We start from the raw sequence: 24,451 nt of genomic DNA on the forward strand, positions 1-24,451 counted from the left end.
CCAAAACTTCATCGGATGGTAGTTTGAAACCGTTTGAGGAGGAAAGAAATGCCCATTGCCGACAGGTGATGACGGCTGTCGCTGCGGGCCGCTTCAGGGATGCCTCGCCATGCGGGCGGCCAGCGCCAGCAGACCGGAATTTCCCATCTCGCAGAAAAAAGGACTGATCAGTCCATTATTGATTTGGCTGACCGAGGCCAATGCCCGATTAGTCGTCGGTGACGCCATCGACATTCTCGCCATTGATCTGGGCCTTGAGGATGTTGGAAGGCTTGAAGACCATGACACGGCGCGGGGAGATCGGCACTTCCTTGCCGGTCTTGGGGTTGCGGCCGATACGCTCGCCCTTGGAGCGCACGACGAAGGAGCCGAAGGACGACAGCTTCACCGTCTCGCCCCGTTCGAGGCAGCTCGAGATTTCATGCAGGACCATCTCGACCAGTTCCGACGACTCGGTCCGCGACAGGCCTACTTTCTGGTAAACCGCTTCGCAAAGATCTGCTCTTGTGACGGTATTTCCCGCCATCGCTTTCATGCCCCACGTTGGACAGGCTCCGTGAAGAGGCCACCTGTCTGTTATCCGTTCGATGCAGCCCGGAACGGCGGGAAGCCTGTCCCGCCACGAATCCGCCCCGCAAATCATCCCAGCAGGGCCGGCACTGAAGTCCCGACTCTATGTCACTGAAAACGCGAAGCTATTGACGAAATCGGTCAAGGTCAACCACCAATCGAAACCGGTGTTCGCTTCGACCTCGGTTCGGCAACCGTCAAATTCGTCAGACTACCAGCGGATCAGGGCCGCGCCCCAGGTGAAGCCGCCGCCCATGGCCTCCAGCAGGACGAGGTCCCCTCGCTTGATGCGCCCGTCCTTGACGGCCGTATCGAGCGCCAGGGGAATCGAGGCCGAGGAGGTGTTGGCGTGCTCGGCAACGGTGAGCACCACCTTCTCCGGCGGCAGGCCGAGCTTTTCGGCCGTGGCGTGGATGATGCGGGCATTGGCCTGGTGCGGCACGAACCAATCCACCGCGTCATAGGCCAGGCCGAGATCGTCCATGGTGTCGATAATGATCTGCGGCACCATGCCGACGGCAAGCTTGAAGACTTCCTTGCCGTCCATGCGCAGTTTGCCGACCGTGCCCGTGGTGGAGGCGCCGCCATCGACGAAGAGCTTCGATTTGTGCCGCCCGTCCGAGCGCAGCTTGGTGGCCAGCACGCCCTGATCGTGGATCGAACCGTCATTCATGGTGGCTTCCACCACCACGGCGCCGGCACCGTCACCGAACAGCACGCAGGTGGTACGATCCGACCAGTCCAGAATACGCGAATAGGTCTCGGCGCCGATGACGAGCGCATGCTTGGCCGAGCCCGAGCGCAGGAAATTGTCGGCGATGGAAAGCCCGTAGACGAAGCCGGTGCACACGGCCTGCACGTCGAAGGCAGCGCCGCCTGTCATGCCGATATTGGCCTGCACGGTGGTGGCCGTAGCTGGGAAGGTGTTGTCGGGCGTCGAGGTCGCCAGCACGATCAGGTCGATATCGGAGCCCTTCAGGCCGGCATCGGCCAAAGCGTGCTCGGCCGCCTTGGTGGCGAGATGCGAGGTGAATTCACCCTCTGCGGCCTGGTGGCGGGCGCGGATGCCGGTGCGCTGCACGATCCACTCGTCGGAGGTGTCGACGAGCTTGGACAACTCGTCATTGGTGACGCGTTTCTCGGGCAGATAGGAGCCGATGCCCCGGATAACAGAACGGATTGTCGCCATTATGCAGCGTCCGGATTGCTGGCGGCGGCCATCACGGCGCGGTGGTCGAAGCTCAGGCTTTCGGTGATTTTCGTCATGAGTTCTTGTTTCACCATATCATAGGCCAGATCGATGGCGGCAGCGTAGCCTTCGGCATTGGCGCCGCCATGGCTCTTGATCACGATGCCGTTGAGGCCGAGGAAGACGCCGCCATTGACACGGTTGGGATCGAGCTTTTCGCGCAGGGCCTGGAAGGCACCGCGGGCGAAGAGATAGCCGATGCGCGCCATCAGGGTACGCGACATCGCCGAACGCAGATAGGAGGCGATCTGCTTGGCCGTGCCTTCGGCGGTCTTGAGCGCAATATTGCCGGCAAAACCTTCGGTCACCACCACGTCGACGGTGCCCTTGCCGAGGTCGTCGCCCTCGACGAAACCATGATAGGTCAAATCGGGCAGGCTGGTCTCACGCAGGATGCGGCCGGCCTCGCGCACCATTTCGAGACCCTTGACCTCCTCGACACCGACATTGAGCAGGCCGACGGTGGGGCGTTCCACGCCCAGCACGATACGGGCCATGGCCGCGCCCATCACCGCCATGTCGATCAGGGCGTTGGAATCGGCGCCGATGGAGGCCCCGACGTCGAGCACGATCGATTCGCCCCGCAGGGTCGGCCACAGCGCGGCGATGGCGGGACGGTCGATCTCGGCGAGCGTGCGCAGGCAGAAGCGTGCCATCGCCATCAGCGCGCCGGTGTTGCCGGCCGAGACGGTCGCATCGGCTTCATCCTTGTTGATGGCATCGATCGCCAGCCACATCGAGGATTTCTTGCGGCCATAGCGCAGGGCGTGGCTCGGCTTGTCGTCCATGCGGATGGCGACATCGGTGTGATGGACGCTGGAAACGGCCTGAAGGCGCGGGCGGGCGGCCAGCAGCGGGGCGATGGCGGCTTCATCGCCATAGAAGGAGAAGCTCAGGTCGGGATGGCGGGTCAGCGCCAGCTCGGCGGCCGGAATCACGACCGTGGGGCCGTGGTCGCCCCCCATCGCGTCGAGAGCGATACGAATTTTCGAAGCCCGATTGTCGGAAGCCATGAAGTGTTCGGTTGCCCTGTTGCGTCTGGCCGCTGTGCACGGCGGGGGAGGCGCTGCGTTTTGCAGCAAAAGACCATGCACCACAAGAGTGTAGCGAAGGTTGACGGCCGGAATTTAGGCACGGCCAGGATGTAGAAGCCGTCGATTGACCGATTCTCACGTCAAAATCATGGTGAGGAAGGGCGCGATTGCAAGAAAATGCATGCTTGCCTCACTTCGCCCCGCAGGACACTTTCTCCGGCGCTTCAGGATGCCAGCCGGAACCTCCCGCCGGCAACGGCCTCGCGGACGGCCGCCAGCGTGGCGGCACGATCCTGCCCTTCCGTCGCGATGACATGGCGTTCGAGCGCGCCCAGATCGGAGAATTGCCGGTGCAGCGCGGTGATCGGTTCGGGATCGCTCAGGGTGTCGCCGCCGCGCAGGCGGCAGCGCTCGATCGCAGCTGCCAGGAGCGGGCGCAGCACCACATAGTGGACCGGCAAGGCGAGCGCCCTGAACGGCCCCAGGAACCAGGGACCGACAATGCCGTCCAGGATCACGAAATAGCCACCACGAGCATAGGCTTGCACTGCGCTGACCAGAACGTCGATCACCACCATATTCTGATGATGGGCTTCAGCCAGATAGGGCGCGATCGCGCCATTCTTGATGAAATGCCAGAAATCGTCGGCGTGCAGATGCACGGCCGGCGCGCCTGGTTCGGACGCAAGGGCTTGTGCCGTCGTGGTCTTTCCCGAACCCGGAGGGCCGGTGAGAATGAGGATCTGGCCTGCAAGGTCGGTCATTGGCTCTAACATAATCGGCGGACAAGGAAGGTCGCAGCCTTATTGAGCTTGCATCGAAGCGGCGCAAGTCTTTGTCATCGCCGTCACGAGGCATCGATTGCGCCTGGTTCGGAGCCGACCCCAGGAAGCGAGTCGATAGGCGTCAGCACTCCACCGCATTGACGGCGAGGCCCCCCTGCGAGGTTTCCTTGTATTTGGACTGCATGTCCGCGCCGGTGACGCGCATGGTGGTGATCACCTGATCGAGGCTGACCTTGTGGGTGCCGTCGCCGCGCAAGGCGAGGGAGGCGGCGGCGATCGCCTTGTTGGCCCCGAAGGCATTGCGTTCGATGCAGGGAATCTGCACCAGGCCGCCAATCGGATCGCAGGTCATGCCGAGATGATGCTCCATGCCGATCTCGGCCGCGTTCTCGACCTGGGCGATATTGCCGCCGAGCGCGGCGGCAAGCCCGCCCGCCGCCATCGAGGCCGCGACCCCGACCTCGCCCTGGCAGCCGACCTCGGCGCCCGAGATCGAGGCGTTCATCTTGAACAGCATGCCGATTGCGGCGGCCGTGAGCAGGAACTCGTCGGCGCCGGCCTCCGAATAGTCGCAGAAATCCCGATAGTAGCGCAGTACCGCCGGTACGATGCCGGCAGCGCCGTTGGTGGGCGCCGTCACCACCCGCCCGCCGGCAGCATTTTCTTCGTTCACGGCGATCGCGAAGAGGGAAACCCAGTCCATCACCTCGTGCGGCGCGCGGACATTGCGGCCGATATCGGTGAGCAGGCGATCGTGCAAGGCCTTGGCGCGGCGCTTTACCCGCAGTCCACCCGGCAATTCGCCCTCCTGGCTCATGCCGCGGTCGATGGCGGCATTCATCACGGACCGGATGCCGGCGAGCCGCTCGCGGATGGTGGCTTCGGGCTGGCTCGCCATTTCGTTGGCGAGCACGATGCCGCCGATGCTCAGATTGTGCTCGACACCATGGCGCAGCAGGTCGGCGCTGCTGCCGAAAGGGTAGGGAACGTCCACCGTCGCCAGCGTCGCTGCGCTTTCCCCCTCGGCCAGCACGAAGCCGCCGCCGATGGAATAGTAGAATTCCGTGGGGAGGGCAGTGCCGCCCTCGTTCCAGGCCGTGAAGGACAGGGTGTTGGGATGGCCCTTGGGTTGCGTCTTGCGATCGAAGACGATGTCGCGGTTGCGCTCGAAGCTCATGGCCCGGCGGCCGCCGAGGGCGAGCATGCCCTTGCTGGTGGCGTCTTCGACGATCGCGGCGACGGTCTCGGGATCGACGGTTTCCGGTTCCTCGCCGGCGAGGCCCAGGATCACGGCGATATCGCTGGCATGCCCGTGACCGGTCCAGGCCAGCGAGCCGTAAAGCACGGTTTCAATCCGGTGGGTGTGGATGAAATGGCCCTGCTTGCGGAGCGACTGCACGAAGCGATTGGCGGCACGCATGGGGCCGACAGTGTGCGAAGACGAGGGGCCGATGCCGATCTTGAAGATGTCGAAGACACTGATCATCGGCGTTGAGTTCCCACCAAACTGTTGCAGCTGGACCCTCACAATCGAAACGCACCACCATCGAGTGGAGCGTAACAAATGTTACACCAACTTTCGTTGCACAGGAAACTTGCGCGAAGAGGCCCGAATTGCTACCCCAAAACCGACGCCGGTTTAGCTCAGCTGGTAGAGCAACCGCCTTGTAAGCGGTAGGTCGCGAGTTCAAGTCCCGCAACCGGCACCATCCTCCCCCTCAGTTTCAATTGTTCGGACTCTGCCGTTGTGCGGCTGGCGAAGGAATTTCGTTCTGGCGCTGGGTGGTCCGACGCCACATTCGGAATGAGCTCTCCGGTGGCGGTGACTTGCGATCCGTCGCCCGGCAAGTCGTGGCAAGGCTCAAAGGCGGACAGGGCGAAGGGCACTCTTGTCGGTGTCGTCAGCCGAGTTCCTGGGCAAGGCCGATGAGCAGCCCGCCAGGCCCGCGGATGTAGCAGAGTCGATACACGTCCTTATATCGGACGACGTCGCCTACGAGTTGCGCGCCGCGTCGACGGAGCCTTTCAAGCGTGTCGTCGATGTCATCAACGGTGAACATGGCGCGCAGATAACCTAGAGCGTTCACCGGGGCGTTGCGGTGATCGGCGACGACAGGCGGCGTGAGGAAGCGGGATAGTTCGAGCCGGCTGTGGCCGTCCGGCGTGCGCATCATGGCAATCTCGACGCGCTGATCGCCGAGCCCGGTGACCCGTCCGGCCCATTCGCCTTCGATCGTGGCCTGCCCTTCGAACTCGAGGCCGAGCTCGCGAAAGAAATCGATCGCCCCTGCGAGGTCATCAACGACGATCCCGACATTGTCCATGCGCTTGAGTGCCATGCGTCCAATCTACAAGGGGTCGTCCAGGCCGTAAACGCTTAAAACTGCGTGGGCGAGGGGGCGGTGCTCGGCGCAGCCTGGTATCTCGAACCTGATGAAGCATTTCAGTCGCGACCGATCGCATCGGGCGCCCCCGGGGGGGCGATGACGTGCCCGTCACTGCGCCGCCAGCGAGCAGCCTCATTCGCGGCGGGAGCCTTAGATGGCTAAATATAGCCCGGCCCGTTTTCAATCGAGACAGGCGCCGACAGATTTCCATCCGGGAAAACGGATCGGATCGAATCCGCAGACCCCGCCGGATTTCGGTTGGGAAAGCACGAGTACATTGTTACCGCCCGGCAAGCGATAAGTATCGTCCTGTGTGGTTGTCGAGAGGAAGGGATTACAAAAACAAAGCGCCGCACCTGTTGGGGAGGTGCGGCGCCCGAATAGAAATCAAACTATGCAATATCGAACGGCGCAAACGCGCCTTCATCTACTCTTACGTGCTAACAATCGTTACCAAACTGACGATACGCTTGAACACTTACCGTCGAGAGGCCGCAATCCAATGAAACGATTGCCGTGCCATCCATGTCCGTGTTTATAAGACGCTTCGTCTCTAAATGCAAGAGATATGAAACGGGGCGTCTTGAAATTTTCGTGAGGTGGGGGACTGTGCCTTCCGAGCCGATCACGAATGGACAGTCCCGGGCCTTGGCCGTTCCAGGCCGCCGTTTTGCTAATTTCCAGCCGTCGACACGGGAGGCGAAGCAGCCATGCAAGGTCAGGTTGATTGAAAACAAGCAGAAATGCGTTTATATATGAGACATTACGTCTAGATTATATTCTTGACATTTATAGGAGTTGTCGGTGGCCATTGCGCAGCAGGCGGCACGACCCGTCGGAAGACCGCGCTGCATGGAAACGCATAAGGCGATTTTGCATGCAGCGGCCGAATTGCTCGAACGCGCTCCCTATCGCGATATCTCGGTCGAACGCATCGCGGCTCTCGCCGGGGTGGGCAAGCAGACCATCTATCGCTGGTATGACAGCAAGGCCGATCTCCTGCTCGACGCCTATCTTGCCCGTTGCACCGAGGTGCTGCCGCCCATGGTCGCCGGCGGCGAGCCCATGGTGAATTTCCGCAACTATGTGCGCCGCCTGGCTGAATATCTCAACGATCCGATGATGGAAGGCGCCTCCAGGGCCCTGCTGGCGGAAGCGCAGTTCGAGCGTCCGTTCCGGGAACGCTTCAGCGAGATCGTCATGAAGCGCCGCCAGGAAATCGCTCGGGCCTTCGTGATCTCGGCCATGCACAAGAAGCAGATCCGCGACGATGTCGATCCGGATACCGTGCTCGATCTGATCATGTCGCCGATCTTCCAGCGTTTTCATACCACCGTGACGCCGCCCGATGCGGCCTATGTCGACAAGATCTTCGACATGGTGCTGGCGGGGCTGACCGTGCGAAACGAGCCTGCGGCCAAGGTTGCCGCCGAATAATCCGGATCGACAGCGCAGCCCTTCCGCCGCCGTCCTATAGACGTCAGGTCGCGAAAATCTGCTGACGCCCGTCCATCAGCGTGGCGACTTCCTCTGCCGCGAGAGGGGCGTAGCTGTGGCTGTCCACGCCGACATCGAGGCTGTAGCCGAAGGGCTCGCCGTCGAGGCGGCCATGCACATGCCCGAACAGATGCCAGGCGCCACGCCAGGCCCCCGGCCATTCGCGCATCGGGTAATGGCACATCACGATCGTCTGGCCTTTCCAGCGCAATTCCTTGATCTCGGTGATCGAACGCAGGCGCCCGGTCGACTCGAGCTTGGCCTGGTCGTCATGATTGCCGAGGACGAGATGGATCTGGCCGTTGAGGCGTTCCAGATAGGTCTCGGCCGGCTTGCCCGCGCGAAAGCTGAAATCGCCGATGTGATAGACCACGTCGTTCGGGGCAACCTTGCCGTTCCAGCGCGCGATCAAGGCCTCATCCATCGCCTCGACGCTGTCGAAGGGGCGCTTGCACAGGCGGATGATCGATTCATGGCCGAAATGGGTGTCGGCGGTGAAGAAGAGCTTGCTCACGGCATGGCCTGTTCCGAGGCGTCGGCCGGCAGGCCGACGCCCATTGCATGGGGGAGGAGGTCTCCCTCCGGTCTAGCGCCGCAGATCCGGCGGGGTCGCTTCCTTGACCAGTTCGGCGATCGCTTCGTCGAGCGGCAGCACCGACTGGGCCTGCGAGCCAAGGCGGCGGATCGAGACGGTGCGTTCCGCACCTTCCTTCTTGCCGAGGGCGAAGATCACCGGCGTCTTGGCGAGGGAATGCTCGCGCACCTTGTAGTTGATCTTCTCGTTGCGCAGATCGATCTCCGCGCGCAGCCCCGCCGCCCTGAGAGCCGCGACGACCTCCTGAGCATAGTCGTCGGCGTCCGAAGTGATCGTACACACCATCACCTGCTCGGGCGCCAGCCAGAGCGGGAAATGCCCGGCATGGTTCTCGATCAGGATACCGAGGAAGCGTTCCATCGAGCCGCAGATGGCGCGGTGGATCATCACCGGTGTCTTCTTCTCGCCGTCCGAATCCACGAAGAAGGCGCCGAAGCGCTCCGGCAGATTGAAGTCGACCTGGGTGGTGCCGCACTGCCAGTCACGGCCGATGGCGTCCTTCAGGGTGTATTCGAACTTCGGGCCGTAAAAGGCGCCTTCGCCAGGGTTGATGCCGGTCTTGATGCGGCCGCCCGACTGTTCCTCGATCTGCTCGAGCACCCGCATCATCACCTCTTCGGCGCGATCCCAGAGCTCGTCGGATCCGACGCGCTTCTCCGGCCGGGTGGAGAGCTTGACCACGATCTCGTCGAAGCCGAAATCGGCATAGGTCGACAGGATGAGATCGTTGATCTTCAGGCACTCGGCCGCCATCTGCTCGTCGGTGCAGAAGATATGGGCATCGTCCTGGGTAAAGCCGCGCACGCGCATCAGGCCGTGCAGGGCGCCCGAGGGCTCATAGCGATGCACGGCGCCGAACTCGGCCAGGCGCATCGGCAAGTCGCGATAGGACTTCAGGCCGTGCTTGAAGATCAGCAGATGGCCCGGGCAGTTCATCGGCTTGATGGCGAAGACGCGTTCGTCCTCGGTCTCGTCGCCGGCGGACTTGGCCATGAACATGTTCTCGCGATACCAGCCCCAATGGCCGGAGATCTCCCACAGATGCTTGTCGAGCAGCTGAGGTGCGTTGACCTCCTTGTAGTCGGCCTTCAGGCGCCGGCGCATATAGGCGATCAGCTCCTGAAATATCGTCCAGCCCTTGCCGTGCCAGAACACTACGCCCGGGCCTTCCTCCTGGAAATGGAACAGGTCCATCTCGCGTCCGAGGCGGCGATGGTCGCGCTTCTCGGCTTCCTCGATCTGCTTGAGATAGAGGTCGAGCTCCTCCTGGTTGCGCCAGGCGGTGGCATAGATGCGGGTCAGCATCGGATTGTTGCTGTCGCCGCGCCAATAGGCGCCGGCCACCTTCATCAGCTTGAAAGCGGTGCCGATCTGGCCGGTCGAGACCATATGCGGGCCGCGGCAGAGATCGAACCAGTTGTCCTGGTAGTAGATTTTCAAATCCTGGTCGGCGGGGATCGCCTCGACCAGCTCGACCTTGAACTTCTCGCCCTTGTCGGCGAAGACCTGCTTGGCCTTGTCGCGGCTCCATATCTCGCGGGTGAAGGGCGCGTTGCGGGCGATGATCTCGCGCATCTTCGCTTCGATCTTCGGAAAGTCTTCCGAAGAGAAAGGTTCGGCGCGATAGAAGTCGTAATAGAAGCCGTTCTCGATCACCGGGCCGATGGTGACCTGGGTATCGGGCCAGAGCGACTGCACGGCCTCGGCCATGACATGGGCTGCATCGTGCCGGATCAGCTCCAGGGCTTCCGGGCTCTCGCGGGTGACGATCTCAATGCGGGCATCGCGACCGATCTCCTCCGCGAGGTCGGTCAGCACCCCGTCGAGCTTCATGGCGATGGATTTCTTGGCGAGGGATTTGGAGATGCCCTCGGCAACGGCCTTGCCGGTCACGCCGGCATCGTAGGAACGCTGATTGCCATCGGGAAAAGTCAAAACAGGCATAGTTTTCTCCAGGCTCACTCCTGCCAACCAAGCAGGTAAGCGATTTCAGGTGATATAGGAGAGGCTACTGCCCCTCATCGCAGGTAAAAGGCCGTCGGCGGCCATAGCGCCACGGTCTATACCAGCTCGTGTCGGCGGGCAATCGTTCCGGCACGGGATCGAGGCCCGATCCGCCCCAAGGATGGCAGCGGCAGATCCGAAACAAGCCCATCCATCCGCCCGCCCACACGCCATGGCGCTCGATCGCCTCGTCGGCAAATTCCGAGCAGCTCGGAAAATAGCGGCATTGTCGCCCGATCAGGGCCGACAACGTGACCTGGTAGGTACGGATGACGAGATGTGCGGCAGTGCGGGGCCAGGTCATGACGAGATGCGACAGGGGTGAGAGCCTCCGGCCGGAATCGAAATCAAAGCTCGAGGGCGATGTCGGTCTGGAAGGTCTCGACGATCTCGATCATGCGCCGGACCTGGTCGAAGGCCGATTGCAGCCTTTCCTCCAGCTCGATGAGTTCGTTGAGGGAAGTGACGGTAAACTTGGTTCCGCGCAGGAATTCGCTGCGCTTGAGGGAAAGACTGCGGTCCGCCCAGATGGATTTATAGGCGAGCACCAGTTCGTCGGGATAGCCCTTGAACAAGGCGACGAGATCCTTGTCCGTCTCTATGCGACTATGAACCTCGAACTTCTTGCCGCCGATCAACCCCGACTTGACGTTTCGCCGCAGGATCAGTTTCAACATGGGCGCCCCCGTCTTTACCTAGAGCAAAGCGCGTTCAAGCGTGAACGACTATTTACTCTAACTCCTTGTTCTCAAGCCAATCCAAAGGATTGGCTAAGGCGTCTTTGCGATTCTTGGTGATTCCACCAAGTCGTAAAACGTTCCGAACGCGATGCTCATTTCCGGAAAAACCGGCAAGTTCAAGAGCAGAATGGGGCTTTTCCGTCATAATTCGCAAGGGGCAGGGCGAATCTTGAGGTCGTGGGCTTCCTGGCTGCTCCGGAAAATGCCCAAACCGGAGTGTCGACCTTCAGGTCGACATCATCCAACGGCTCCGTTTCCGAGAATGTCGATCTGGAGATCGACACTCCTTTTCGAGCCTTACTCCGCCGCCTTCGCTTCGATGCTGTCGAAAGCGGAGACCACCGCATCGAAAGTGAGCAGCGTGGAGGCGTGACGGGCCTTGAAGTCGCGCACCGGTTCCAGCACAGCAGCTTCGGCAAAACGGCCTTGGGGGGGCGGGCCGTTCTCCTTGAGCATGCGGCGCATCGCCTCGCGCGCCTGCCGCAATTCGTCGGCGCTCGCGCCGATGATATTGCGGGCCATGATGGAGGAGGAGGCCTGTCCGAGAGCACAGGCCTTCACGATATGGGCGAAATCGGAGACCTTGCCGTCTTCAACCGCCAGCTCGACCGAAACGGTGGAGCCGCACAGTTTGGAATGGGCCGTGGCTGCGGCATCTGCGCGCGGCAGATGGCCGATACGCGGAATATTGGCTGCCAATTCGAGGATACGTTTATTATAGACGTCGTCGAGCATGGGTGGACGCTTGATTGAATGCGCTTCGCTCTCAACTATATAGGCATGAATGGGTCGGTTGGGGAGGGGTGTTCTCCAGGCCGGTATGATCTAAACCCGCAAGGCTGATTTTTGACGATCTGCCTTGGCGGTGGGAGTAGCTTTTGATGGATGCACTGGTGGATAAGCCTGCGGCCAAGTTGGAACGCGACGACGTCGCCCGCACCCCTATGCCTCGCCCGACACGCAAGGAGGCCGAAGCCGCCGTGCGGACGCTGATCCAATGGGCCGGCGACGATCCCGATCGCGAAGGCCTGATCGACACGCCCAAACGGGTGGTCAAGGCCTGGCGCGAGATGTTCAAGGGCTATGAGCACGATGCCGGCGAAGAACTCGACACCATCTTCGAGGAAGTCGGCGGCTATGACGACATGGTGCTGGTGCGCGACATCCCCTTCTACTCGCATTGCGAACACCACATCGTGCCGATCCTGGGCCATGCCCATATTGCCTATTATCCGAGCGGCGGCGTGGTCGGCCTCTCCAAGCTGGCACGCGTGGTGGAGATTTATGCCCGGCGCCTGCAGACGCAGGAGCATCTCACCGCCAACGTCACCCAGGCCATCGAGGAGCGCCTCAAGCCTCGGGGACTGGCCGTGATGCTGGAGGCCGAGCATATGTGCATGGCCATGCGCGGCATCCAGAAACAGGGCGTTTCCACGGTGACGACCGGCTTTACCGGCATCTTCAAGTCGGAGCCGCAGCAGCAGATGCACTTCCTGTCCCTGGTACAGCGCGCCTACAAAGCACGCTGAGCGACACCCGACGGCGGCACTGCTCGTCACGAGCGCTGTCGTTCGGCGTTCGAGCGTCTTATTCCCTTTATGAGTCGTGCTGCACGCTGGCGCGCGTGTGGCATGGATCGTGCACGGGTTGGGGCAGCCATGTCTCGAAGGAGTACCGATGATGCTGCAATCGACTGAGCTCAAAACGCTGTTCCCGAAGGCCGAGGACATTCCTGCCGAGTTTCGCCTTCCGGGCGAGATCCATCAGGATCGCGTTCTGGTGAACGGCGAGTTGCTAGCATGGACCGGCGAGAAGCAGAGCGTGATCTCACCCATTCACCTGCGCGATGGGGAAGGGCGCTTACTGCCGGTCACCCTCGGCTCGGTGCCCGTCGGCGGCGTCCCGGAAGCCGATGCCGCGCTCGCGGCGGCGGTCGGCGCCTATGACAATGGCCGCGGCGCCTGGCCGACGATGCGAGTCGCCGATCGCATCACCTGCATGCTCGATTTCATCCGCCAGATGGTGGCGCGTCGCAGCGAGATCGTGCGGCTGATCATGTGGGAGATCGCCAAGTCATTGCCGGATGCCGAGAAGGAGTTCGATCGCACCGTCGACTATATGCGCGCCACCGTCGATGCCGTGCGCAATCTCGACAATGAGAATTCACGCTTCCAGATCGTCGAGGGCACCATCGGGCAGATCCGCCGCACGCCCCTCGGCGTCGTGCTGTGTATGGGCCCCTACAACTATCCCCTGAATGAGACCTTCGCCACGCTGATCCCGGCCCTGATCATGGGCAACACCCTGGTATTCAAGCCGCCGCGCTTCGGTGTCCTGCTGTTCGAGCCCCTTCTGGAAGCATTCCGCAGTGCCTTCCCGGCGGGTGTGGTCAATTTCGTCTATGGCAAGGGCGCGGAAATCGTGCCGCATCTGCTGGAATCCGGCAAGGTGAATGCACTCACCCTGATCGGTTCCAGCAAGGTCGCCGACCATCTCAAGAAGTTGCATCCCAAGACCAACCGCCTGCGCGCCATTCTCGGCCTCGATGCCAAGAATGCCGCCATCGTGCTCGCCGATGCCGATCTGGAACTGGCGGTGAAGGAATGCCTTGCCGGGGCGCTGTCCTTCAACGGCCAGCGCTGCACCGCGCTGAAGATGCTGATCGTGCACCGCTCCATCGTCGATCGTTTCCTGCAGCGCTTCACCGAGGAGCTTGCCAAGCTCAGGATCGGCATGCCCTGGGACAAGGGCGTCAGCATCACGCCACTGCCCGACAGGGCCAAGGCCGAATACATGATGGCCTGCGTCGAGGATGCCGTGGCCAAGGGGGCCAGGGTGGTCAACGAAGGCGGCGGGGACGAGGTCGAGACATTGTTCCGGCCGGCCGTGGTTTATCCGGTGGCGGAGGGCATGAAGCTCTATCGCGAGGAGCAGTTCGGGCCGATCGTGCCGGTGATGCCCTTCGACGACATCGAGACGGCGCTGGATTACGTCATCACTTCCGAGCACGGCCAGCAGGTCAGCATCTTTTCGACCAGCGCGGATGACATCGGCACGCTGGTGGATCCGCTGGTGAACCAGGTCTGCCGGGTCAACATCAACTGCCAGTGCCAGCGCGGGCCGGACATCTTCCCCTTCACCGGCCGCAAGGATTCGGCGGAGGGTACGCTCTCTGTCACCGATGCGCTGCGGTCCTTCTCGATCCGTTCGATGATCGCCGCCAAGCAGACCGAGCCCAGCAAGAAACTGCTCGACGAAATCACGCGCAGCCACAAGTCGAAGTTCATCCATACGGACTTCATCTTCTGAGCCCTACGCGTTTCCCGCCACCCGTCCCATGAGTATCAGCATGACGACCTCGTTCCCTGCGCCCGGCGACAAGGCCTCCCTGGAAGAAAGCCTTGTCTTCACGCCGAAATTCGACCGCGATGGCCTGATCACGGTGGTGACGCTCGGTGCCGAGCATGGAGAGGTGCTGATGGTCGCGCATATGAATGCCGAATCCCTGGCCCGCACGCTGGAGACCGGCGAGGCCTGGTACTGGTCGCGATCGCGCCAGGCGCTCTGGCGTAAAGGCGAAACGTCAGGCCAATTGCAGCGCGTGGTGGAATTGCGCACCGATTGCGACCAGGATGCCCTGATCATGCGCGTCGAGGTCGGCGGCGATGGCGGCTGTTGCCACACCGGCCGCCATTCCTGCTTCTACCGTGTGGTCAAGGGCGAGGATGGCGGGCCGGCACGGCTGGTGATGGCGGAGTGACCGCCCTCATTTCTCCACGAAGGCCTTGAGCCGGGCGAAGGCGGCATCCCATTGTGCGGATACCTCGTCGAGGTAGGAGCGCGCGGCCTCGATCGGCTCGGGGCGGTAGGCAAACTGCGTCTCGCGCCCGACACGAAGGCTCGAGACCAGACCCGCTTCTTCCAGGACGTGGAGATGCTTGGTGATGGCCTGGCGCGTCAGGCGCGTATCGGTCGACAGTTTGGCGATCGATTGCGCCTGTCCGCTGCTGAGCCGGCCGAGCAAGGAGAGCCGGGTCGGATCTCCCAATGCCGCGAAAGTCGCCGCGTGATCCTGGGTCGGTGGAGCGATATCAAGTCTCGACATAGGCTTTGATGTTCTTCATCTGCTCTTCCCAGCCGCCATCATTCATCCGGAACGCTTCGGCCCGGCGGTGGGCGGGAATGGCACCGAAGCCCGACTCGATACCGATCAATTGAGTTCCCGTCGCCGTCGGGCGCAAATGGAATTCCACCAGGGTTGGGGTTTCCTTGGAATAGTCGACGTCCGGATCGACGGCGTAGGGATGCCAGGTGAAGGAGAACAGGCGAGGCTTGTCCATGCTGACGACCTTGGCTTCCCACATGACATGCTCATAGCCGGGATAGGTGATGCGGCCGCGCGAGATCTGGCCGGGCACGAAAGGCCCGTCCAGCTTGACCCGGAACCAGGTGCCGAATTCCTCGTGATCGGTGAGGGCACGCCACACCCGCTCGATGGGCGCGTTCAGCTCGATGGTCTTTTCGATACGATCTGACATAATTGCAACCTCCTGGTTGCGCATCTATGTCAGATCGTAATGATTTATGCAACCTTTTGGTTGCTTAATATGTCAACCGGTCCGTTTCATGCTCAGCACGGCGAAAAAGCTGATGATCGCCGCTGCGCTGACATAATAGCCCACCCAGGGCAGGCCGCCCTGCTGCAGCAGGATCTGGGCCAGATAGGGCGCGAGCGAGGCGCCCAGGATGCCGCCGAGATTATAGGCGCTGGAGGCGCCGGTGTAGCGCACCTTGGTGGGGAACAGGTCTGGCAGTAAGGCTCCGAGCGGCGCGAAGGTCAGTCCCATCAGCGCGAGCGACAGCGACAGGAAGACGAGGACCTCGAAGCTGTTGCCGCTGCCAAGCAGGATGGGCAGGCAGAAGCCCGAGGCCGCCGCCAGCGCGCTGGAGATCAGCAAGACGGGGCGAGCCCCGAAACGATCGGACAAGGCGGCGGAGATCGGGGTGGCGATCGCCATGAAGATGACGGCAATGCAGAGCAGGCCAAGGAAATCGCTGCGCGAAATATGCAGCGCATTGACGCCATAGCCCAGGGCAAAGACGGTGGAGATGTAGAACAGAGCGTAGCACACCACGATGGCGAGGGAGCCCTGGATCAGGGGTACCCAATGGTCCCGGAGCACCTCGAGCAAGGGCACCTCGACGCGCTCGTTGCGGGCCATGGCCTCGCGAAATTCCGGCGTTTCGCTGATGGAGACGCGCAGATAGAGGCCGATCGCCACCAAAGCGGCGCTGATCAGGAAGGGGATGCGCCAGCCCCAGGAGAGGAAGCTTGCCTCGTTGAGGAACATCAGGAGGACCAGGAACAGGCCATTGGCCATGAAGAAGCCGATCGGCGGTCCGAGCTGGGGGAACATGCCGAACCAGGAACGCCGTCCCTGCGGGGCATTCTCGGTTGCGAGCAGGGCGGCACCGCCCCATTCGCCGCCAAGGCCGATGCCTTGGCCGAAACGCAGGATGCACAGCAGCAGGGGTGCCAGGAAGCCGGCCTGTTCATAGGTCGGCAGTGCGCCGATCAGCGTGGTCGACAGGCCCATCACCAGCATGGAGGCCACGAGCGTCGATTTGCGCCCGATGCGGTCACCGAAATGGCCGAACAGGATCGAGCCGATCGGCCGGGCAAGAAAGGCGATGCCGAAGGTGAGGAAGGCGTTGAGGGCCTGCGAACCGGGCGCGGTCGACGGGAAGAAGGTCTGCCCGATCACCAGGGCAGCGGCCGTTCCATAGATGTAGAAATCGTAGAACTCGATCGTGGTGCCGACCAGGCTCGCCAGAACGATGCGACCTATTCCGCCCGGCACTGTCTGGGCACCACCGGAGCCTGCAGCCGAGTTGGCTTCAGCGTTTCCTGCCATGTTATTTTCCGTCTATTAATTGTGAAATATCGCGAGAGACCTGATTCGGCAGAAGGGCCGAAGCATTCGCGTTATCGCGCCGGGCGCCCGGAAGTGAAACAGGAAACGCAAATGTCTGCCAAAGATGATGTGACGATCGCTTTCTATGCTGAACAGGCGACTGCCTACACCACGCGGGGACAAGTGGCACAGAAACGGCGCCTCGATCAGTTTCTGTCTCATATCGCTCCGGGCGGAGCCATCCTGGAACTTGGCTGTGGTGCAGGACAGGATAGCGAATACATGCTGTCCGGTGGCTTCGACGTCACGCCGACTGATGGTACGCCGGAAATTGCGCATGCCGCCGCCCGGCGGCTCGGCCGGCCGGTCGATGTCCTGCTGTTCGAGGCGATCGACGCCGTCGGGATCTATGACGGTGTCTGGGCCAATGCCTGCCTGCTCCACGTGCCGCGCACCGATCTGCCCGCGGTCATCGGCAGGATCCATCGGGCGCTGAAGCCCGGCGGCGTTTTCCACGCCAGCTTCAAGGCTGGCGAAGCGGAGGGCCGGGACCAGTTCGGCCGCTATTACAATTATCCTTCGGCCGACTGGCTTGAACAGGCCTATCGGCCCGGCCCCTGGGAGAGCGTCGGGATCGAGGCGGCCAAGGGTGGTGGTTATGACAACAAGCCGACGGACTGGCTCTTTGTCCTGGCCCGCAAAGCCCGGTGCTGAGGCAGTTGGCACGCCGGGCATGAGGGGCCGATAGCCGAGGCTATACTATTTGCTCTGGCCTTACGGCAGTTTCCGGGAGTAGGGACCTCGCATCGGCACAGACCTTCGCTGAGGGGGCTGGGCATGAACCAGGAACCACCATGAATCGCGCCCAGAAAGCCGCCCTCGCCAGTGCCGGCGTCGGCCTCGTCGTCCTTGCGCTGAAGTTCGGCGCCTATTGGCTGACGGGCTCGCTCGCGCTCTATTCGGATGCGCTGGAGAGCATCATCAACGTGGTCGCGGCGGGCGCTGCCTTCATCGCCCTGCGGGTGGCCTCCAAGCCTGCCGATGGCGGCCATCCCTATGGGCATCACAAGGCCGAATATTTTTCCGCCGTGATCGAGGGCGTGATGATCGTGCTGGCGGCGATCCTCATCCTGATCAAGGCCTATGACGGCATTCTCGCACCCAGGCCACTGGATGCTCCTGCATTGGGCCTGGCAGTGAATGCCGTGGCGACTGCGATCAATCTCGGTTGGGCGGTGACTCTGCTGCGCTGGGGCCGGACCTGGCGCTCGCCGGCCCTGGTCGCCGATGGCCGGCACGTGATGACCGACGTCTGGTCGTCCGGCGGTGTCCTGATCGGCGTCGCCCTCGTGGCCGTGACGGGCTGGCTGATCCTCGACCCGATTCTGGCGGCGATCGTCGCCGTCAACATTCTGTGGTCGGGCTGGGTGATGATCCGCGATTCCGTCTCCAGCCTGATGGATGCCTCCGCGCCGCCGGAAATCCTCGACCAGATCGCCAAGATCATCGCTACCCACAGCGAGGGTGCCCAGGAGGCCCACGATGTCAGGACCCGCCAGGTCGGCAGCATCATCTTCATCGATTTCCATCTGGTGGTGCAGGGCACGATGTCGGTGACCGAATCGCATGCCATCTGCGACCGCATCGAACTGGCGCTCCGCCAGGCGATCGAGGGTGCGCGGGTGACCATTCATGTCGAGCCGGAGGAGAAGGCCAAGCACAAGGGCGTGCCCGTCCTGCTGGCCTCCTGAGACAAGCGCTCCGCGATCAGGCCTTGCGCGCCTGCCGCAGCATGGCGCGCACGATCACCCGGTGGAAAGGCAGCACGGCGGCGAGATAGGCGCGCCCGAGGCGGTTGTGGGTCAGGACGAGCGTCGTGAGCGTGACGCGCTGGCGCTCGAGGCGTGGCGATACGTCGACGATCACCCGAAAGTCGAGATGCCTGTCGTCGAAGCCGGCGACCAGCCGGTCCGGTGTCTGGCTGAGGACGGGAAAGATGCCGAGGACGCCCAGGCCGGCCGCTGGGGATGGCGGGCGGGTATGCAGGCCAAGGGGAGCGACGACGAGGTTCCTGAGAGCCAGAAGCGCAGCGATCCAGCGCGGTGAGCGGGCCATGATGCGCTCGGCGGCCCGTCTTGCGTCGAGTTTTGGCGGAGCCATGTCCAGCGCATAGGCGTCGGCGAACTGTGCGCCGGGAAGAAGGCTGGTGAGACCCTTGTCGGGCGTGACGGCGATGGTGTTCATGGAAACGATGCTCCACGCGCTCCAGGATCTCGGCAGAACGGAGCGATGACGCGGAGTATAGAGCCGCCGAGGACGAGGGGCGCGTGCTGCGATGTCGCACGCGCCCGCAATGCTCAAACCATGTCAGGCAGGGGAGCTTCTTCCGGCGCCGGTGCCGAAGGCAGCACGATGACCTTGGTGCCCGTCGGCACGCGGTTATAGAGATCGATGATGTCCTGGTTCATCAGGCGGACGCAGCCCGACGACACCTTGGTGCCGATGGTGGCCGGATTGGTGGTGCCATGCAGGCGATAGAGCGTGTCGCGGCCGTCGCGGTAGAGATAGAGCGCGCGGGCGCCGAGCGGGTTGTCGACACCGCCGGGCATGCCGTTGCGATAGGGTTCGTTCAGTTCCGGATCGCGCCGGATCATGTCGGGCGTGGGGGTCCAGCGCGGCCATTCGGCCTTGCGGGAGATGGTGGCTTCGCCCTGGAAATTGAACGCCTCGGTCTTGCCGACGCCGACGCCGTAGCGGATCGCCCTCCCGTTCTCCTGGACGAGATAGAGGAAGCGCTGATTGGGATCGACGACAATGGTGCCGGGCTGCTCCGCGGTCTCGTAGGGAACTTCGCGGCGCCAATATTTCGGCGGCACCTTGGCAAGGTTCACGGCCTGAACGGGAAAGCGATCATCCTCGATGCCTCCGTAGAGGGAGACATAGTAGGGATCAGGTGTAAAGGCCGCTTGCTGCAAATTGGCATTTCTCTGGCCGCCCCTCGTTGCGCAACTGGCAAGAAAAAGCGGTGCGCCCAGAAGAAGTATGCGTCGCGTCAGTATCATCTCAACCCCGAATATCCAGTACCGTGTTCCAATGGCGGCTATCAGCCAGCAAATCTGAGGAGCGATTGCTCCAATGAATTGGGCGATAGAGGCGCATTGCGGCAGGATTGCGCATTGAAGCGAGACACAAGGACGTGATCGGCAAAAGCGCACGCAACTGTGATCGAATGGCAACAGAATTGCGCCTGGCAGCTGGTATTTCGCCTCTTCGGCCACTGCCCGTGCTTGGGGGCGGCGTGAAACAACCGAAGACGCGACCCTTGTCAGGCCCAGGGGGCTTGACCCGAGCATCCAGTGGCCCCGCTCTCTTCCTCATCCGGAAGGGGTTGGATTGCCGGGACAAGCCCGGCAACGACAAAGGTCGAGCCATTCGATGCGATTATTTCGCGCCGCACCCTCAGCGGGCGATTACCTCGACATCGCCGTCATGGCCGGCCTTGACATCGAACTCGCGCGTATAGACCCGGCCTTCGTGGCGGGCCACCACGGTATAGTTGCCCTCGGCCAGGATCAGGGAGGGAAAGGCGCCGATGGATTCGCGGATGACGTCGCCGCCCGGCGTCAGGACCGACCAGGCCGTGTTGGCGATCGCCTCGCCCCCGGCCTGGCTCACCAGCTTCAGCGTCAGCGTCGCCGCCATCTGGTGGAAGGTGGCTTCCGTCAGTTTGCCGGCGCCGATCGAGATTTCGGCGGAGACGGTGGCGTTGGAATCGCCGTAGGTGCATTCGACGAAATAGCGGCCCTCGGGCAGGCGCAGGATACTGGTGGCCGGAACGCCCTCGGCGATGAGGCGGCGCTCGCCGGTGGACTGGATCACCATGACGCGTGCGGTCAATTGCTCGGGCGGGATCGGCTTGTCGAGCACCGAGGCTTCGACCTGCAGGCCACCGGCCTTGATCACCAGGCCCTGCCGCACGGCTGCCTTGTCGACCTCGAATTCCTTGGTTGCAGCGGCGAGTCCATAGGCGGCATGCACGACGTAGCGCCCGGGTGCCAGTGAGAATTCGGGGGCTGGTTCGTCGGATTCGGCCATCTTCACCGCATCGGCCTCGCCCTTTCCGAGGCGGAATACCCGCCATTTCAGACCTGATGTGATCGGCGCGCCTTTTTCGGCAAAACTGGCGGAGAGTTCGACCTTGCGTGTGACGGCCGGTTCCTCGACCGCAGCCGGGGGCGCTGCCTGGGCAGGTGCCTGCGGCGCTGCCGCGGGGACGGCGGCAGGACTCGGCGGCGTCTGCGCGGCCGCGGGCACGGCCATCAGGGTGCCCGCCAGCAGGAGGACCGGAATCTTGAAGATCGAAGTCTTGGCAATCATGGCCGCCACGATTCACGGAAAGGCGGCGATTTCAAGCCCCATCTTCACCATGGTGTTCGCCGCCGGCTACCTTGGGCGAGGATAGGGCATCGGGCAAGCCCTGGGACTGGCGCTGGAGGCGCTCCGTCCGGGCGGCCGCCAGGATTGCGGCGAGCAGGCCGGGGAAGCGTGATTCGATCTCGTCGGCGCGTAGCGTGATCAGGCGATGCGTGCCCATTTGACGCGTACGCGTCAGGCCGGCCTCGCGCAGGCGAACATAGTGATAGGTCAAATTGGTCTTGGAACTCAGGCCGTTGAAGGCGGAGCAATTCTGCTCACCATCCTCGAAGAGGCCGAGGATGATGTCACGGCGAATGGGGTCGCTGAGCGCTTCGAGGACCGTCGTCAGTTCGATCTGGTCGGTCTCCGGATGAAAGATCGTCTTGGCCATGACAGTGAGATATCGACTGAAGCTCATTTGTTCAAGAGTCATTGAACTCGTTGACAGGAGCGGGGGCTGAGTCCATAAGTTCAATAATTATTGAACTTATGGACTCACCATGTATCGGACCCTGACCTGGCTCGCACTGGGTGCCTTTGCCATCGGCAGTGAAGGCTTGATGATTGCCGGCATCCTGCCGCGCATCGCCGAGGATCTCGGCATTCCGGTCGGCCATGCCGGTCACCTCGTCACCATTTTTGCGCTCGCCTACGCGGTCGGCTCGCCCCTCATCGCGGTGGTGACGGCGCGTTGGGAACGCCGCACCCTGCTGATCACGGCCATGGTGGTGTTCAGTCTCGCCAATCTGGCGGCAGCCTTCGCCACCGGCTTTCTCACCTTGGCGGCAAGCCGTATCGTCCTGGCACTGTCGGCCGGGACCTTCATGCCGGCTGCCTTTGCCTATGGGGCGATGTCGGTCGAGCCCGCCAAGCGCGGGCGGGCCCTGTCCTTCATCTATACCGGCATGACCGTGGCGCTGGTGATCGGCGTGCCCTTGGGGACCGCCATCGCCGCACATCTGGGCTGGCGGGCGACGTTCGGCATGGTCGCCGCCATGAGCCTGCTGGTACTGGCCGGCATCGTCCTGAAGCTGCCGGCCGTTTCGGGGCCGCCGGCGCCGAGCCTCGCCGATCGCCTGGCCGTGGCGCGCCGTTCCGACGTGCTCGAAGTCATCGGACTGACGGTCGTGGTCCTGGCCGGTGCTTTCGGCGTCTACACCTTCATCGGGGCCTATCTCGAGACCGTGCTGGGCGCTTCTCCTGAGGCGGTTGCCGGCTTCCTGATCCTGGCAGGCCTGGCGGGGGCCGCCGGCAACACGCTGGGCGGCCATGCGGCCGACCGCTGGAACCACCGGCGCTTCCTCACCCTCGTCCTCACGGTGCTGGTCGTGAGTTTCGGCATCCTGCCACTGATCCCGGCCTTCTTGCCGGGGCTGGCCGGCTGGATCGGCGCAGGCCTGGTGCTGGTCCTATGGGGGCTTTTCGGCTGGGCTTTTCCGGCGGTGCAGCAGGTGCGCCTGCTCGCCATCGACCAGCGCCTGGCCTCGGTCGTGCTCGCCCTGAACGCCTCGGCGATCTATCTCGGCACCGCGGCCGGGGCGGCTGTCGGGGCCGTGGTGGTCGAACGCTATTCGGTTCAGGCCATCGGCTGGGTGGGAGCGGGCACCGAGGTGCTGGCACTCGCTTTCCTGCTGGCGACACCCTACCGCCCGGCCCGGGAGACGCCGGCGGGAGCGGAGGTCGGTGCCATCGCCCGCCAGGATGCGGCGGAATGACCCGGCCGCATCCCGATGAACGGGAGTGGACGACAATCTCCTTCTTATCAGAGAGATAGGCGCGATTGCGTGACGGCATCCCGCGATCGCCCGGTCGTAAAGATGGGGAGGACTCGGGCCGATCGCGCCGGAAGTCCTACCCAAGGCCTGTCGCAGGGCTTATGTGAGCGTTCGTCTCCTCGGGCAAGGCGCGTTCGATCAAAACGCCGCCTCGCTCCAACGCCGCGCCTGGACGCGGCTTTGCGATTTTCGGCGCAGGCGCTGGATCGCAATGCATTGGGAATGTACGCCATGGATGCCATCGAGCTTCTGAAGACCCGCCGGTCTGTGCCCCCTGCCATGTTGTCGGCGCCGGGACCGGACGCCGCCCAGCTCGAAACGCTGCTGGCCATCGCGACGCGCGTGCCGGACCATGGCAAGCTTCATCCCTGGCGTTTCGTGATCTATCAGGGCGCTGCACGCGAGAAGGCAGGGCAGGTCGTCTATGACGCCTTCATGGCGGCTTGTCCCGATGCGGACGAAGCGGTCCGCAAGAAGGAATCGACGCGTTTTACCCTGGCGCCGCTGGTGATCGGCGTGGTCTCCACCGCCGCCAACCATGTGAAGATCCCGCTCTGGGAGCAGGAGCTGTCGGCGGGCGCGGTCTGCGAGAATCTGGTGATCGCCGCCCATGCGCTGGGCTTTGGTGCGAGCTGGCTCACGGGCTGGATGGCCTATGACGAAAGGGTGCTCGCCAAGCTCGGCATCGGCTCGCATGAAAAGCTCGCCGGCTTCGTGCATATCGGCACGCCCAGGGAAGCCGTGCCCGACCGGCCGCGTCCCAAGCTCGAAGATCTCGTCACTTACTATGGTCAAAATGCAGGTAATTAATTACCGCATAAGTAAGTATCTGTTTTTGAAGGGAAAATTCAGAAGCTTGCTTGAAATATCGCGTTGACGTCCATCCGGCTCTCGTGTAGAAGCTCCCCAACTCGGCGGCCCCAGTTTCCGTTTTGGAGACGTGGTTTGCATTTGCAAGCCACTATGCCGCCTTGTCGTTTTCAACCGTCGGATCGACAGCGCAACCATAGGCGACACCATGTCCACCTTTACGCTCAAGACCGCCGATATCGAGAAGAAGTGGGTCATCATCGACGCCAAGGGTCTGGTCGTCGGTCGTCTGGCTTCCGTGATTGCCATGCGCCTGCGTGGCAAGCACAAGCCGACCTACACGCCCCATCTCGATTGCGGCGACAACGTGATTGTCATCAATGCGGACCAGGTGGTGTTCACCGGCCGCAAGTACAATCAGAAGGTCTATTATCATCACACCGGCCATCCGGGCGGCATCAAGGAGCGCAGCGCCAGGTTCATCCTGGAAGGCAAGTTCCCCGAGCGCATCGTCGAAAAGGCCGTGGAACGCATGATCCCGCGCGGCCCGCTCGGCCGCAAGCAGATGCTCAACCTGCGCGTCTACAAGGGTACCGAGCATCCGCACGAGGCTCAGCAGCCCCAGGTGCTCGATGTCGGCGCCATGAACGCCAAGAATGTGAAGGGCTGATCCG

27 protein-coding genes and 1 tRNA gene are annotated in these 24,451 nt (G+C 62.7%); 10 read left to right on the forward strand and 18 right to left on the reverse strand.

Translation table 11 applies throughout. From position 1 onward, the window contains the following. Positions 1 to 208 precede the first annotated feature (208 nt). From ACTJKX_RS13155 to ACTJKX_RS13175, 5 genes are all read right to left on the reverse strand, one after another. Positions 209 to 526, reverse strand: coding sequence for an integration host factor subunit alpha (locus ACTJKX_RS13155; protein ID WP_105862006.1), 318 nt, complete (start codon positions 524 to 526; stop codon positions 209 to 211). A gap of 255 nt (positions 527 to 781) precedes the next feature. Next, positions 782 to 1,759, reverse strand: a complete 978-nt coding sequence (locus tag ACTJKX_RS13160; RefSeq protein WP_440725519.1) for a beta-ketoacyl-ACP synthase III — start codon at positions 1,757 to 1,759, stop codon at positions 782 to 784. Further along, positions 1,759 to 2,832, reverse strand: a complete 1,074-nt coding sequence (plsX, locus tag ACTJKX_RS13165; protein WP_311935449.1) for a phosphate acyltransferase PlsX — start codon at positions 2,830 to 2,832, stop codon at positions 1,759 to 1,761. Before plsX ends, ACTJKX_RS13160 begins: the two co-directional genes overlap by 1 nt. A gap of 245 nt (positions 2,833 to 3,077) precedes the next feature. Beyond that, positions 3,078 to 3,617, reverse strand: a complete 540-nt coding sequence (locus ACTJKX_RS13170; protein ID WP_440725520.1) for an AAA family ATPase — start codon at positions 3,615 to 3,617, stop codon at positions 3,078 to 3,080. Positions 3,618 to 3,759: 142 nt separating this feature from the next. Then, positions 3,760 to 5,124 carry an L-serine ammonia-lyase gene (locus ACTJKX_RS13175; protein ID WP_440725521.1) on the reverse strand — a complete coding sequence of 455 codons (1,365 nt, stop codon included), beginning with the start codon at positions 5,122 to 5,124 and terminating at the stop codon, positions 3,760 to 3,762. 147 nt (positions 5,125 to 5,271) lie between these two features. Here ACTJKX_RS13175 and ACTJKX_RS13180 point away from each other — a divergent pair. After that, a tRNA-Thr gene (locus ACTJKX_RS13180) sits at positions 5,272 to 5,347 on the forward strand. Between the two features lie 192 nt (positions 5,348 to 5,539). On the opposite strand, the gene ACTJKX_RS13185 is transcribed toward ACTJKX_RS13180, so the two are convergent. Next, entirely contained in the window at positions 5,540 to 5,977 is a 438-nt protein-coding gene (locus ACTJKX_RS13185) for a VOC family protein (protein ID WP_311935441.1), read from the reverse strand. Between the two features lie 900 nt (positions 5,978 to 6,877). Between ACTJKX_RS13185 and ACTJKX_RS13190 the strand changes: the two genes are divergently transcribed. Beyond that, positions 6,878 to 7,462 carry a TetR/AcrR family transcriptional regulator gene (locus ACTJKX_RS13190; protein ID WP_440725522.1) on the forward strand — a complete coding sequence of 195 codons (585 nt, stop codon included), beginning with the start codon at positions 6,878 to 6,880 and terminating at the stop codon, positions 7,460 to 7,462. A 43-nt stretch (positions 7,463 to 7,505) separates the two neighbouring features. Here ACTJKX_RS13190 and ACTJKX_RS13195 read toward each other — a convergent pair whose 3' ends face one another. The 5 genes from ACTJKX_RS13195 to ACTJKX_RS13215 all read right to left on the reverse strand — a co-directional run bounded on the left by ACTJKX_RS13195 (position 7,506) and on the right by ACTJKX_RS13215 (position 11,596). Then, positions 7,506 to 8,036, reverse strand: coding sequence for a metallophosphoesterase family protein (locus tag ACTJKX_RS13195; protein ID WP_440725523.1), 531 nt, complete (start codon positions 8,034 to 8,036; stop codon positions 7,506 to 7,508). A 72-nt stretch (positions 8,037 to 8,108) separates the two neighbouring features. Beyond that, positions 8,109 to 10,061: a threonine--tRNA ligase gene (gene thrS / locus ACTJKX_RS13200; protein WP_440725524.1), complete on the reverse strand. Its 1,953-nt coding sequence runs from the start codon at positions 10,059 to 10,061 to the stop codon at positions 8,109 to 8,111. Between the two features lie 64 nt (positions 10,062 to 10,125). Further along, the gene (gene yidD, locus ACTJKX_RS13205) at positions 10,126 to 10,425 is read right to left on the reverse strand and encodes a membrane protein insertion efficiency factor YidD (protein ID WP_311935431.1); all 300 of its coding nucleotides are present in this window, start codon (positions 10,423 to 10,425) and stop codon (positions 10,126 to 10,128) included. 43 nt (positions 10,426 to 10,468) lie between these two features. Beyond that, positions 10,469 to 10,798, reverse strand: coding sequence for a hypothetical protein (locus tag ACTJKX_RS13210; RefSeq protein WP_311935428.1), 330 nt, complete (start codon positions 10,796 to 10,798; stop codon positions 10,469 to 10,471). Between the two features lie 360 nt (positions 10,799 to 11,158). Further along, positions 11,159 to 11,596, reverse strand: a complete 438-nt coding sequence (locus ACTJKX_RS13215) for an iron-sulfur cluster assembly scaffold protein (RefSeq protein WP_440725525.1) — start codon at positions 11,594 to 11,596, stop codon at positions 11,159 to 11,161. A gap of 146 nt (positions 11,597 to 11,742) precedes the next feature. Here ACTJKX_RS13215 and folE point away from each other — a divergent pair, with 146 nt between their 5' ends. From folE to hisI, 3 genes are all read left to right on the forward strand, one after another. Beyond that, on the forward strand, positions 11,743 to 12,390 hold the full coding sequence (folE, locus tag ACTJKX_RS13220; protein WP_311935424.1) for a GTP cyclohydrolase I FolE: 648 nt from the start codon (positions 11,743 to 11,745) through the stop codon (positions 12,388 to 12,390). 148 nt (positions 12,391 to 12,538) lie between these two features. Continuing rightward, positions 12,539 to 14,170, forward strand: a complete 1,632-nt coding sequence (locus ACTJKX_RS13225; RefSeq protein WP_440725526.1) for an NADP-dependent glyceraldehyde-3-phosphate dehydrogenase — start codon at positions 12,539 to 12,541, stop codon at positions 14,168 to 14,170. Between the two features lie 40 nt (positions 14,171 to 14,210). Beyond that, positions 14,211 to 14,621: a phosphoribosyl-AMP cyclohydrolase gene (hisI, locus tag ACTJKX_RS13230; protein WP_440725527.1), complete on the forward strand. Its 411-nt coding sequence runs from the start codon at positions 14,211 to 14,213 to the stop codon at positions 14,619 to 14,621. A 6-nt stretch (positions 14,622 to 14,627) separates the two neighbouring features. On the opposite strand, the gene ACTJKX_RS13235 is transcribed toward hisI, so the two are convergent. From ACTJKX_RS13235 to ACTJKX_RS13245, 3 genes are all read right to left on the reverse strand, one after another. Further along, positions 14,628 to 14,966, reverse strand: coding sequence for an ArsR/SmtB family transcription factor (locus ACTJKX_RS13235; RefSeq protein WP_394308152.1), 339 nt, complete (start codon positions 14,964 to 14,966; stop codon positions 14,628 to 14,630). Next, positions 14,953 to 15,399: an SRPBCC family protein gene (locus ACTJKX_RS13240; RefSeq protein WP_394308154.1), complete on the reverse strand. Its 447-nt coding sequence runs from the start codon at positions 15,397 to 15,399 to the stop codon at positions 14,953 to 14,955. The genes ACTJKX_RS13235 and ACTJKX_RS13240 overlap by 14 nt, the downstream gene beginning before the upstream one ends. Positions 15,400 to 15,471: 72 nt before the next feature. After that, the gene (locus ACTJKX_RS13245; protein ID WP_394308156.1) at positions 15,472 to 16,776 is read right to left on the reverse strand and encodes an MFS transporter; all 1,305 of its coding nucleotides are present in this window, start codon (positions 16,774 to 16,776) and stop codon (positions 15,472 to 15,474) included. A 111-nt stretch (positions 16,777 to 16,887) separates the two neighbouring features. Here ACTJKX_RS13245 and ACTJKX_RS13250 point away from each other — a divergent pair, with 111 nt between their 5' ends. Continuing rightward, positions 16,888 to 17,490 (forward strand): class I SAM-dependent methyltransferase, encoded by a 603-nt coding sequence (locus ACTJKX_RS13250; RefSeq protein ID WP_440725528.1) that lies wholly within the window; start codon positions 16,888 to 16,890, stop codon positions 17,488 to 17,490. A 140-nt stretch (positions 17,491 to 17,630) separates the two neighbouring features. Then, positions 17,631 to 18,527: a cation diffusion facilitator family transporter gene (locus ACTJKX_RS13255; protein ID WP_311935411.1), complete on the forward strand. Its 897-nt coding sequence runs from the start codon at positions 17,631 to 17,633 to the stop codon at positions 18,525 to 18,527. 16 nt (positions 18,528 to 18,543) lie between these two features. Here the strand turns inward: ACTJKX_RS13255 and ACTJKX_RS13260 are convergent, their stop codons facing one another. The 4 genes from ACTJKX_RS13260 to ACTJKX_RS13275 all read right to left on the reverse strand — a co-directional run bounded on the left by ACTJKX_RS13260 (position 18,544) and on the right by ACTJKX_RS13275 (position 21,583). After that, positions 18,544 to 19,020 (reverse strand): DUF2867 domain-containing protein, encoded by a 477-nt coding sequence (locus ACTJKX_RS13260; protein ID WP_394308161.1) that lies wholly within the window; start codon positions 19,018 to 19,020, stop codon positions 18,544 to 18,546. Positions 19,021 to 19,133: 113 nt separating this feature from the next. Beyond that, positions 19,134 to 19,838, reverse strand: a complete 705-nt coding sequence (locus tag ACTJKX_RS13265; protein WP_311935407.1) for a L,D-transpeptidase — start codon at positions 19,836 to 19,838, stop codon at positions 19,134 to 19,136. Positions 19,839 to 20,235: 397 nt separating this feature from the next. After that, a complete protein-coding gene (locus tag ACTJKX_RS13270; protein ID WP_311935405.1) occupies positions 20,236 to 21,153 on the reverse strand; it encodes a hypothetical protein in 918 nt (305 codons plus the stop codon). Positions 21,154 to 21,184: 31 nt separating this feature from the next. Next, positions 21,185 to 21,583: a hypothetical protein gene (locus ACTJKX_RS13275; RefSeq protein ID WP_440725529.1), complete on the reverse strand. Its 399-nt coding sequence runs from the start codon at positions 21,581 to 21,583 to the stop codon at positions 21,185 to 21,187. Positions 21,584 to 21,692: 109 nt separating this feature from the next. Between ACTJKX_RS13275 and ACTJKX_RS13280 the strand changes: the two genes are divergently transcribed. The 3 genes from ACTJKX_RS13280 (at position 21,693) to rplM (ending at position 24,447) form a co-directional block, all read left to right on the forward strand. Continuing rightward, positions 21,693 to 22,907 (forward strand): MFS transporter, encoded by a 1,215-nt coding sequence (locus tag ACTJKX_RS13280; RefSeq protein WP_440725530.1) that lies wholly within the window; start codon positions 21,693 to 21,695, stop codon positions 22,905 to 22,907. Between the two features lie 291 nt (positions 22,908 to 23,198). Then, on the forward strand, positions 23,199 to 23,777 hold the full coding sequence (locus ACTJKX_RS13285) for a nitroreductase family protein (protein WP_311935399.1): 579 nt from the start codon (positions 23,199 to 23,201) through the stop codon (positions 23,775 to 23,777). 208 nt (positions 23,778 to 23,985) lie between these two features. Next, a complete protein-coding gene (gene rplM / locus ACTJKX_RS13290; protein ID WP_311935397.1) occupies positions 23,986 to 24,447 on the forward strand; it encodes a 50S ribosomal protein L13 in 462 nt (153 codons plus the stop codon). The last annotated feature ends 4 nt before the right edge of the window (positions 24,448 to 24,451 follow it).

The organism is Labrys sp. 22185 (genome assembly GCF_052045555.1).
GTDB lineage: Bacteria > Pseudomonadota > Alphaproteobacteria > Rhizobiales > Labraceae > Labrys > Labrys neptuniae.

What these genes read in the sequence shown, in the direction of transcription:
- ACTJKX_RS13280 (WP_440725530.1), top strand. Translation starts at nt 21,693, where the DNA reads ATGTATCGGACCCTGACCTGGCTCGCACTGGGTGCCTTTGCCATCGGC.
- ACTJKX_RS13240 (WP_394308154.1), bottom strand. Translation starts at nt 15,399, where the DNA reads ATGTCAGATCGTATCGAAAAGACCATCGAGCTGAACGCGCCCATCGAG.
- yidD (WP_311935431.1), bottom strand. Translation starts at nt 10,425, where the DNA reads ATGACCTGGCCCCGCACTGCCGCACATCTCGTCATCCGTACCTACCAG.
- thrS (WP_440725524.1), bottom strand. Translation starts at nt 10,061, where the DNA reads ATGCCTGTTTTGACTTTTCCCGATGGCAATCAGCGTTCCTACGATGCC.
- folE (WP_311935424.1), top strand. Translation starts at nt 11,743, where the DNA reads ATGGATGCACTGGTGGATAAGCCTGCGGCCAAGTTGGAACGCGACGAC.
- ACTJKX_RS13170 (WP_440725520.1), bottom strand. Translation starts at nt 3,617, where the DNA reads ATGACCGACCTTGCAGGCCAGATCCTCATTCTCACCGGCCCTCCGGGT.
- ACTJKX_RS13175 (WP_440725521.1), bottom strand. Translation starts at nt 5,124, where the DNA reads ATGATCAGTGTCTTCGACATCTTCAAGATCGGCATCGGCCCCTCGTCT.
- ACTJKX_RS13210 (WP_311935428.1), bottom strand. Translation starts at nt 10,798, where the DNA reads ATGTTGAAACTGATCCTGCGGCGAAACGTCAAGTCGGGGTTGATCGGC.
- ACTJKX_RS13155 (WP_105862006.1), bottom strand. Translation starts at nt 526, where the DNA reads ATGGCGGGAAATACCGTCACAAGAGCAGATCTTTGCGAAGCGGTTTAC.
- hisI (WP_440725527.1), top strand. Translation starts at nt 14,211, where the DNA reads ATGACGACCTCGTTCCCTGCGCCCGGCGACAAGGCCTCCCTGGAAGAA.
- ACTJKX_RS13270 (WP_311935405.1), bottom strand. Translation starts at nt 21,153, where the DNA reads ATGATTGCCAAGACTTCGATCTTCAAGATTCCGGTCCTCCTGCTGGCG.
- ACTJKX_RS13190 (WP_440725522.1), top strand. Translation starts at nt 6,878, where the DNA reads ATGGAAACGCATAAGGCGATTTTGCATGCAGCGGCCGAATTGCTCGAA.
- ACTJKX_RS13235 (WP_394308152.1), bottom strand. Translation starts at nt 14,966, where the DNA reads ATGTCGAGACTTGATATCGCTCCACCGACCCAGGATCACGCGGCGACT.
- ACTJKX_RS13275 (WP_440725529.1), bottom strand. Translation starts at nt 21,583, where the DNA reads ATGGCCAAGACGATCTTTCATCCGGAGACCGACCAGATCGAACTGACG.
- ACTJKX_RS13250 (WP_440725528.1), top strand. Translation starts at nt 16,888, where the DNA reads ATGTCTGCCAAAGATGATGTGACGATCGCTTTCTATGCTGAACAGGCG.
- rplM (WP_311935397.1), top strand. Translation starts at nt 23,986, where the DNA reads ATGTCCACCTTTACGCTCAAGACCGCCGATATCGAGAAGAAGTGGGTC.
- ACTJKX_RS13255 (WP_311935411.1), top strand. Translation starts at nt 17,631, where the DNA reads ATGAATCGCGCCCAGAAAGCCGCCCTCGCCAGTGCCGGCGTCGGCCTC.
- ACTJKX_RS13185 (WP_311935441.1), bottom strand. Translation starts at nt 5,977, where the DNA reads ATGGCACTCAAGCGCATGGACAATGTCGGGATCGTCGTTGATGACCTC.
- ACTJKX_RS13260 (WP_394308161.1), bottom strand. Translation starts at nt 19,020, where the DNA reads ATGAACACCATCGCCGTCACGCCCGACAAGGGTCTCACCAGCCTTCTT.
- plsX (WP_311935449.1), bottom strand. Translation starts at nt 2,832, where the DNA reads ATGGCTTCCGACAATCGGGCTTCGAAAATTCGTATCGCTCTCGACGCG.
- ACTJKX_RS13245 (WP_394308156.1), bottom strand. Translation starts at nt 16,776, where the DNA reads ATGGCAGGAAACGCTGAAGCCAACTCGGCTGCAGGCTCCGGTGGTGCC.
- ACTJKX_RS13215 (WP_440725525.1), bottom strand. Translation starts at nt 11,596, where the DNA reads ATGCTCGACGACGTCTATAATAAACGTATCCTCGAATTGGCAGCCAAT.
- ACTJKX_RS13225 (WP_440725526.1), top strand. Translation starts at nt 12,539, where the DNA reads ATGATGCTGCAATCGACTGAGCTCAAAACGCTGTTCCCGAAGGCCGAG.
- ACTJKX_RS13265 (WP_311935407.1), bottom strand. Translation starts at nt 19,838, where the DNA reads ATGATACTGACGCGACGCATACTTCTTCTGGGCGCACCGCTTTTTCTT.
- ACTJKX_RS13160 (WP_440725519.1), bottom strand. Translation starts at nt 1,759, where the DNA reads ATGGCGACAATCCGTTCTGTTATCCGGGGCATCGGCTCCTATCTGCCC.
- ACTJKX_RS13285 (WP_311935399.1), top strand. Translation starts at nt 23,199, where the DNA reads ATGGATGCCATCGAGCTTCTGAAGACCCGCCGGTCTGTGCCCCCTGCC.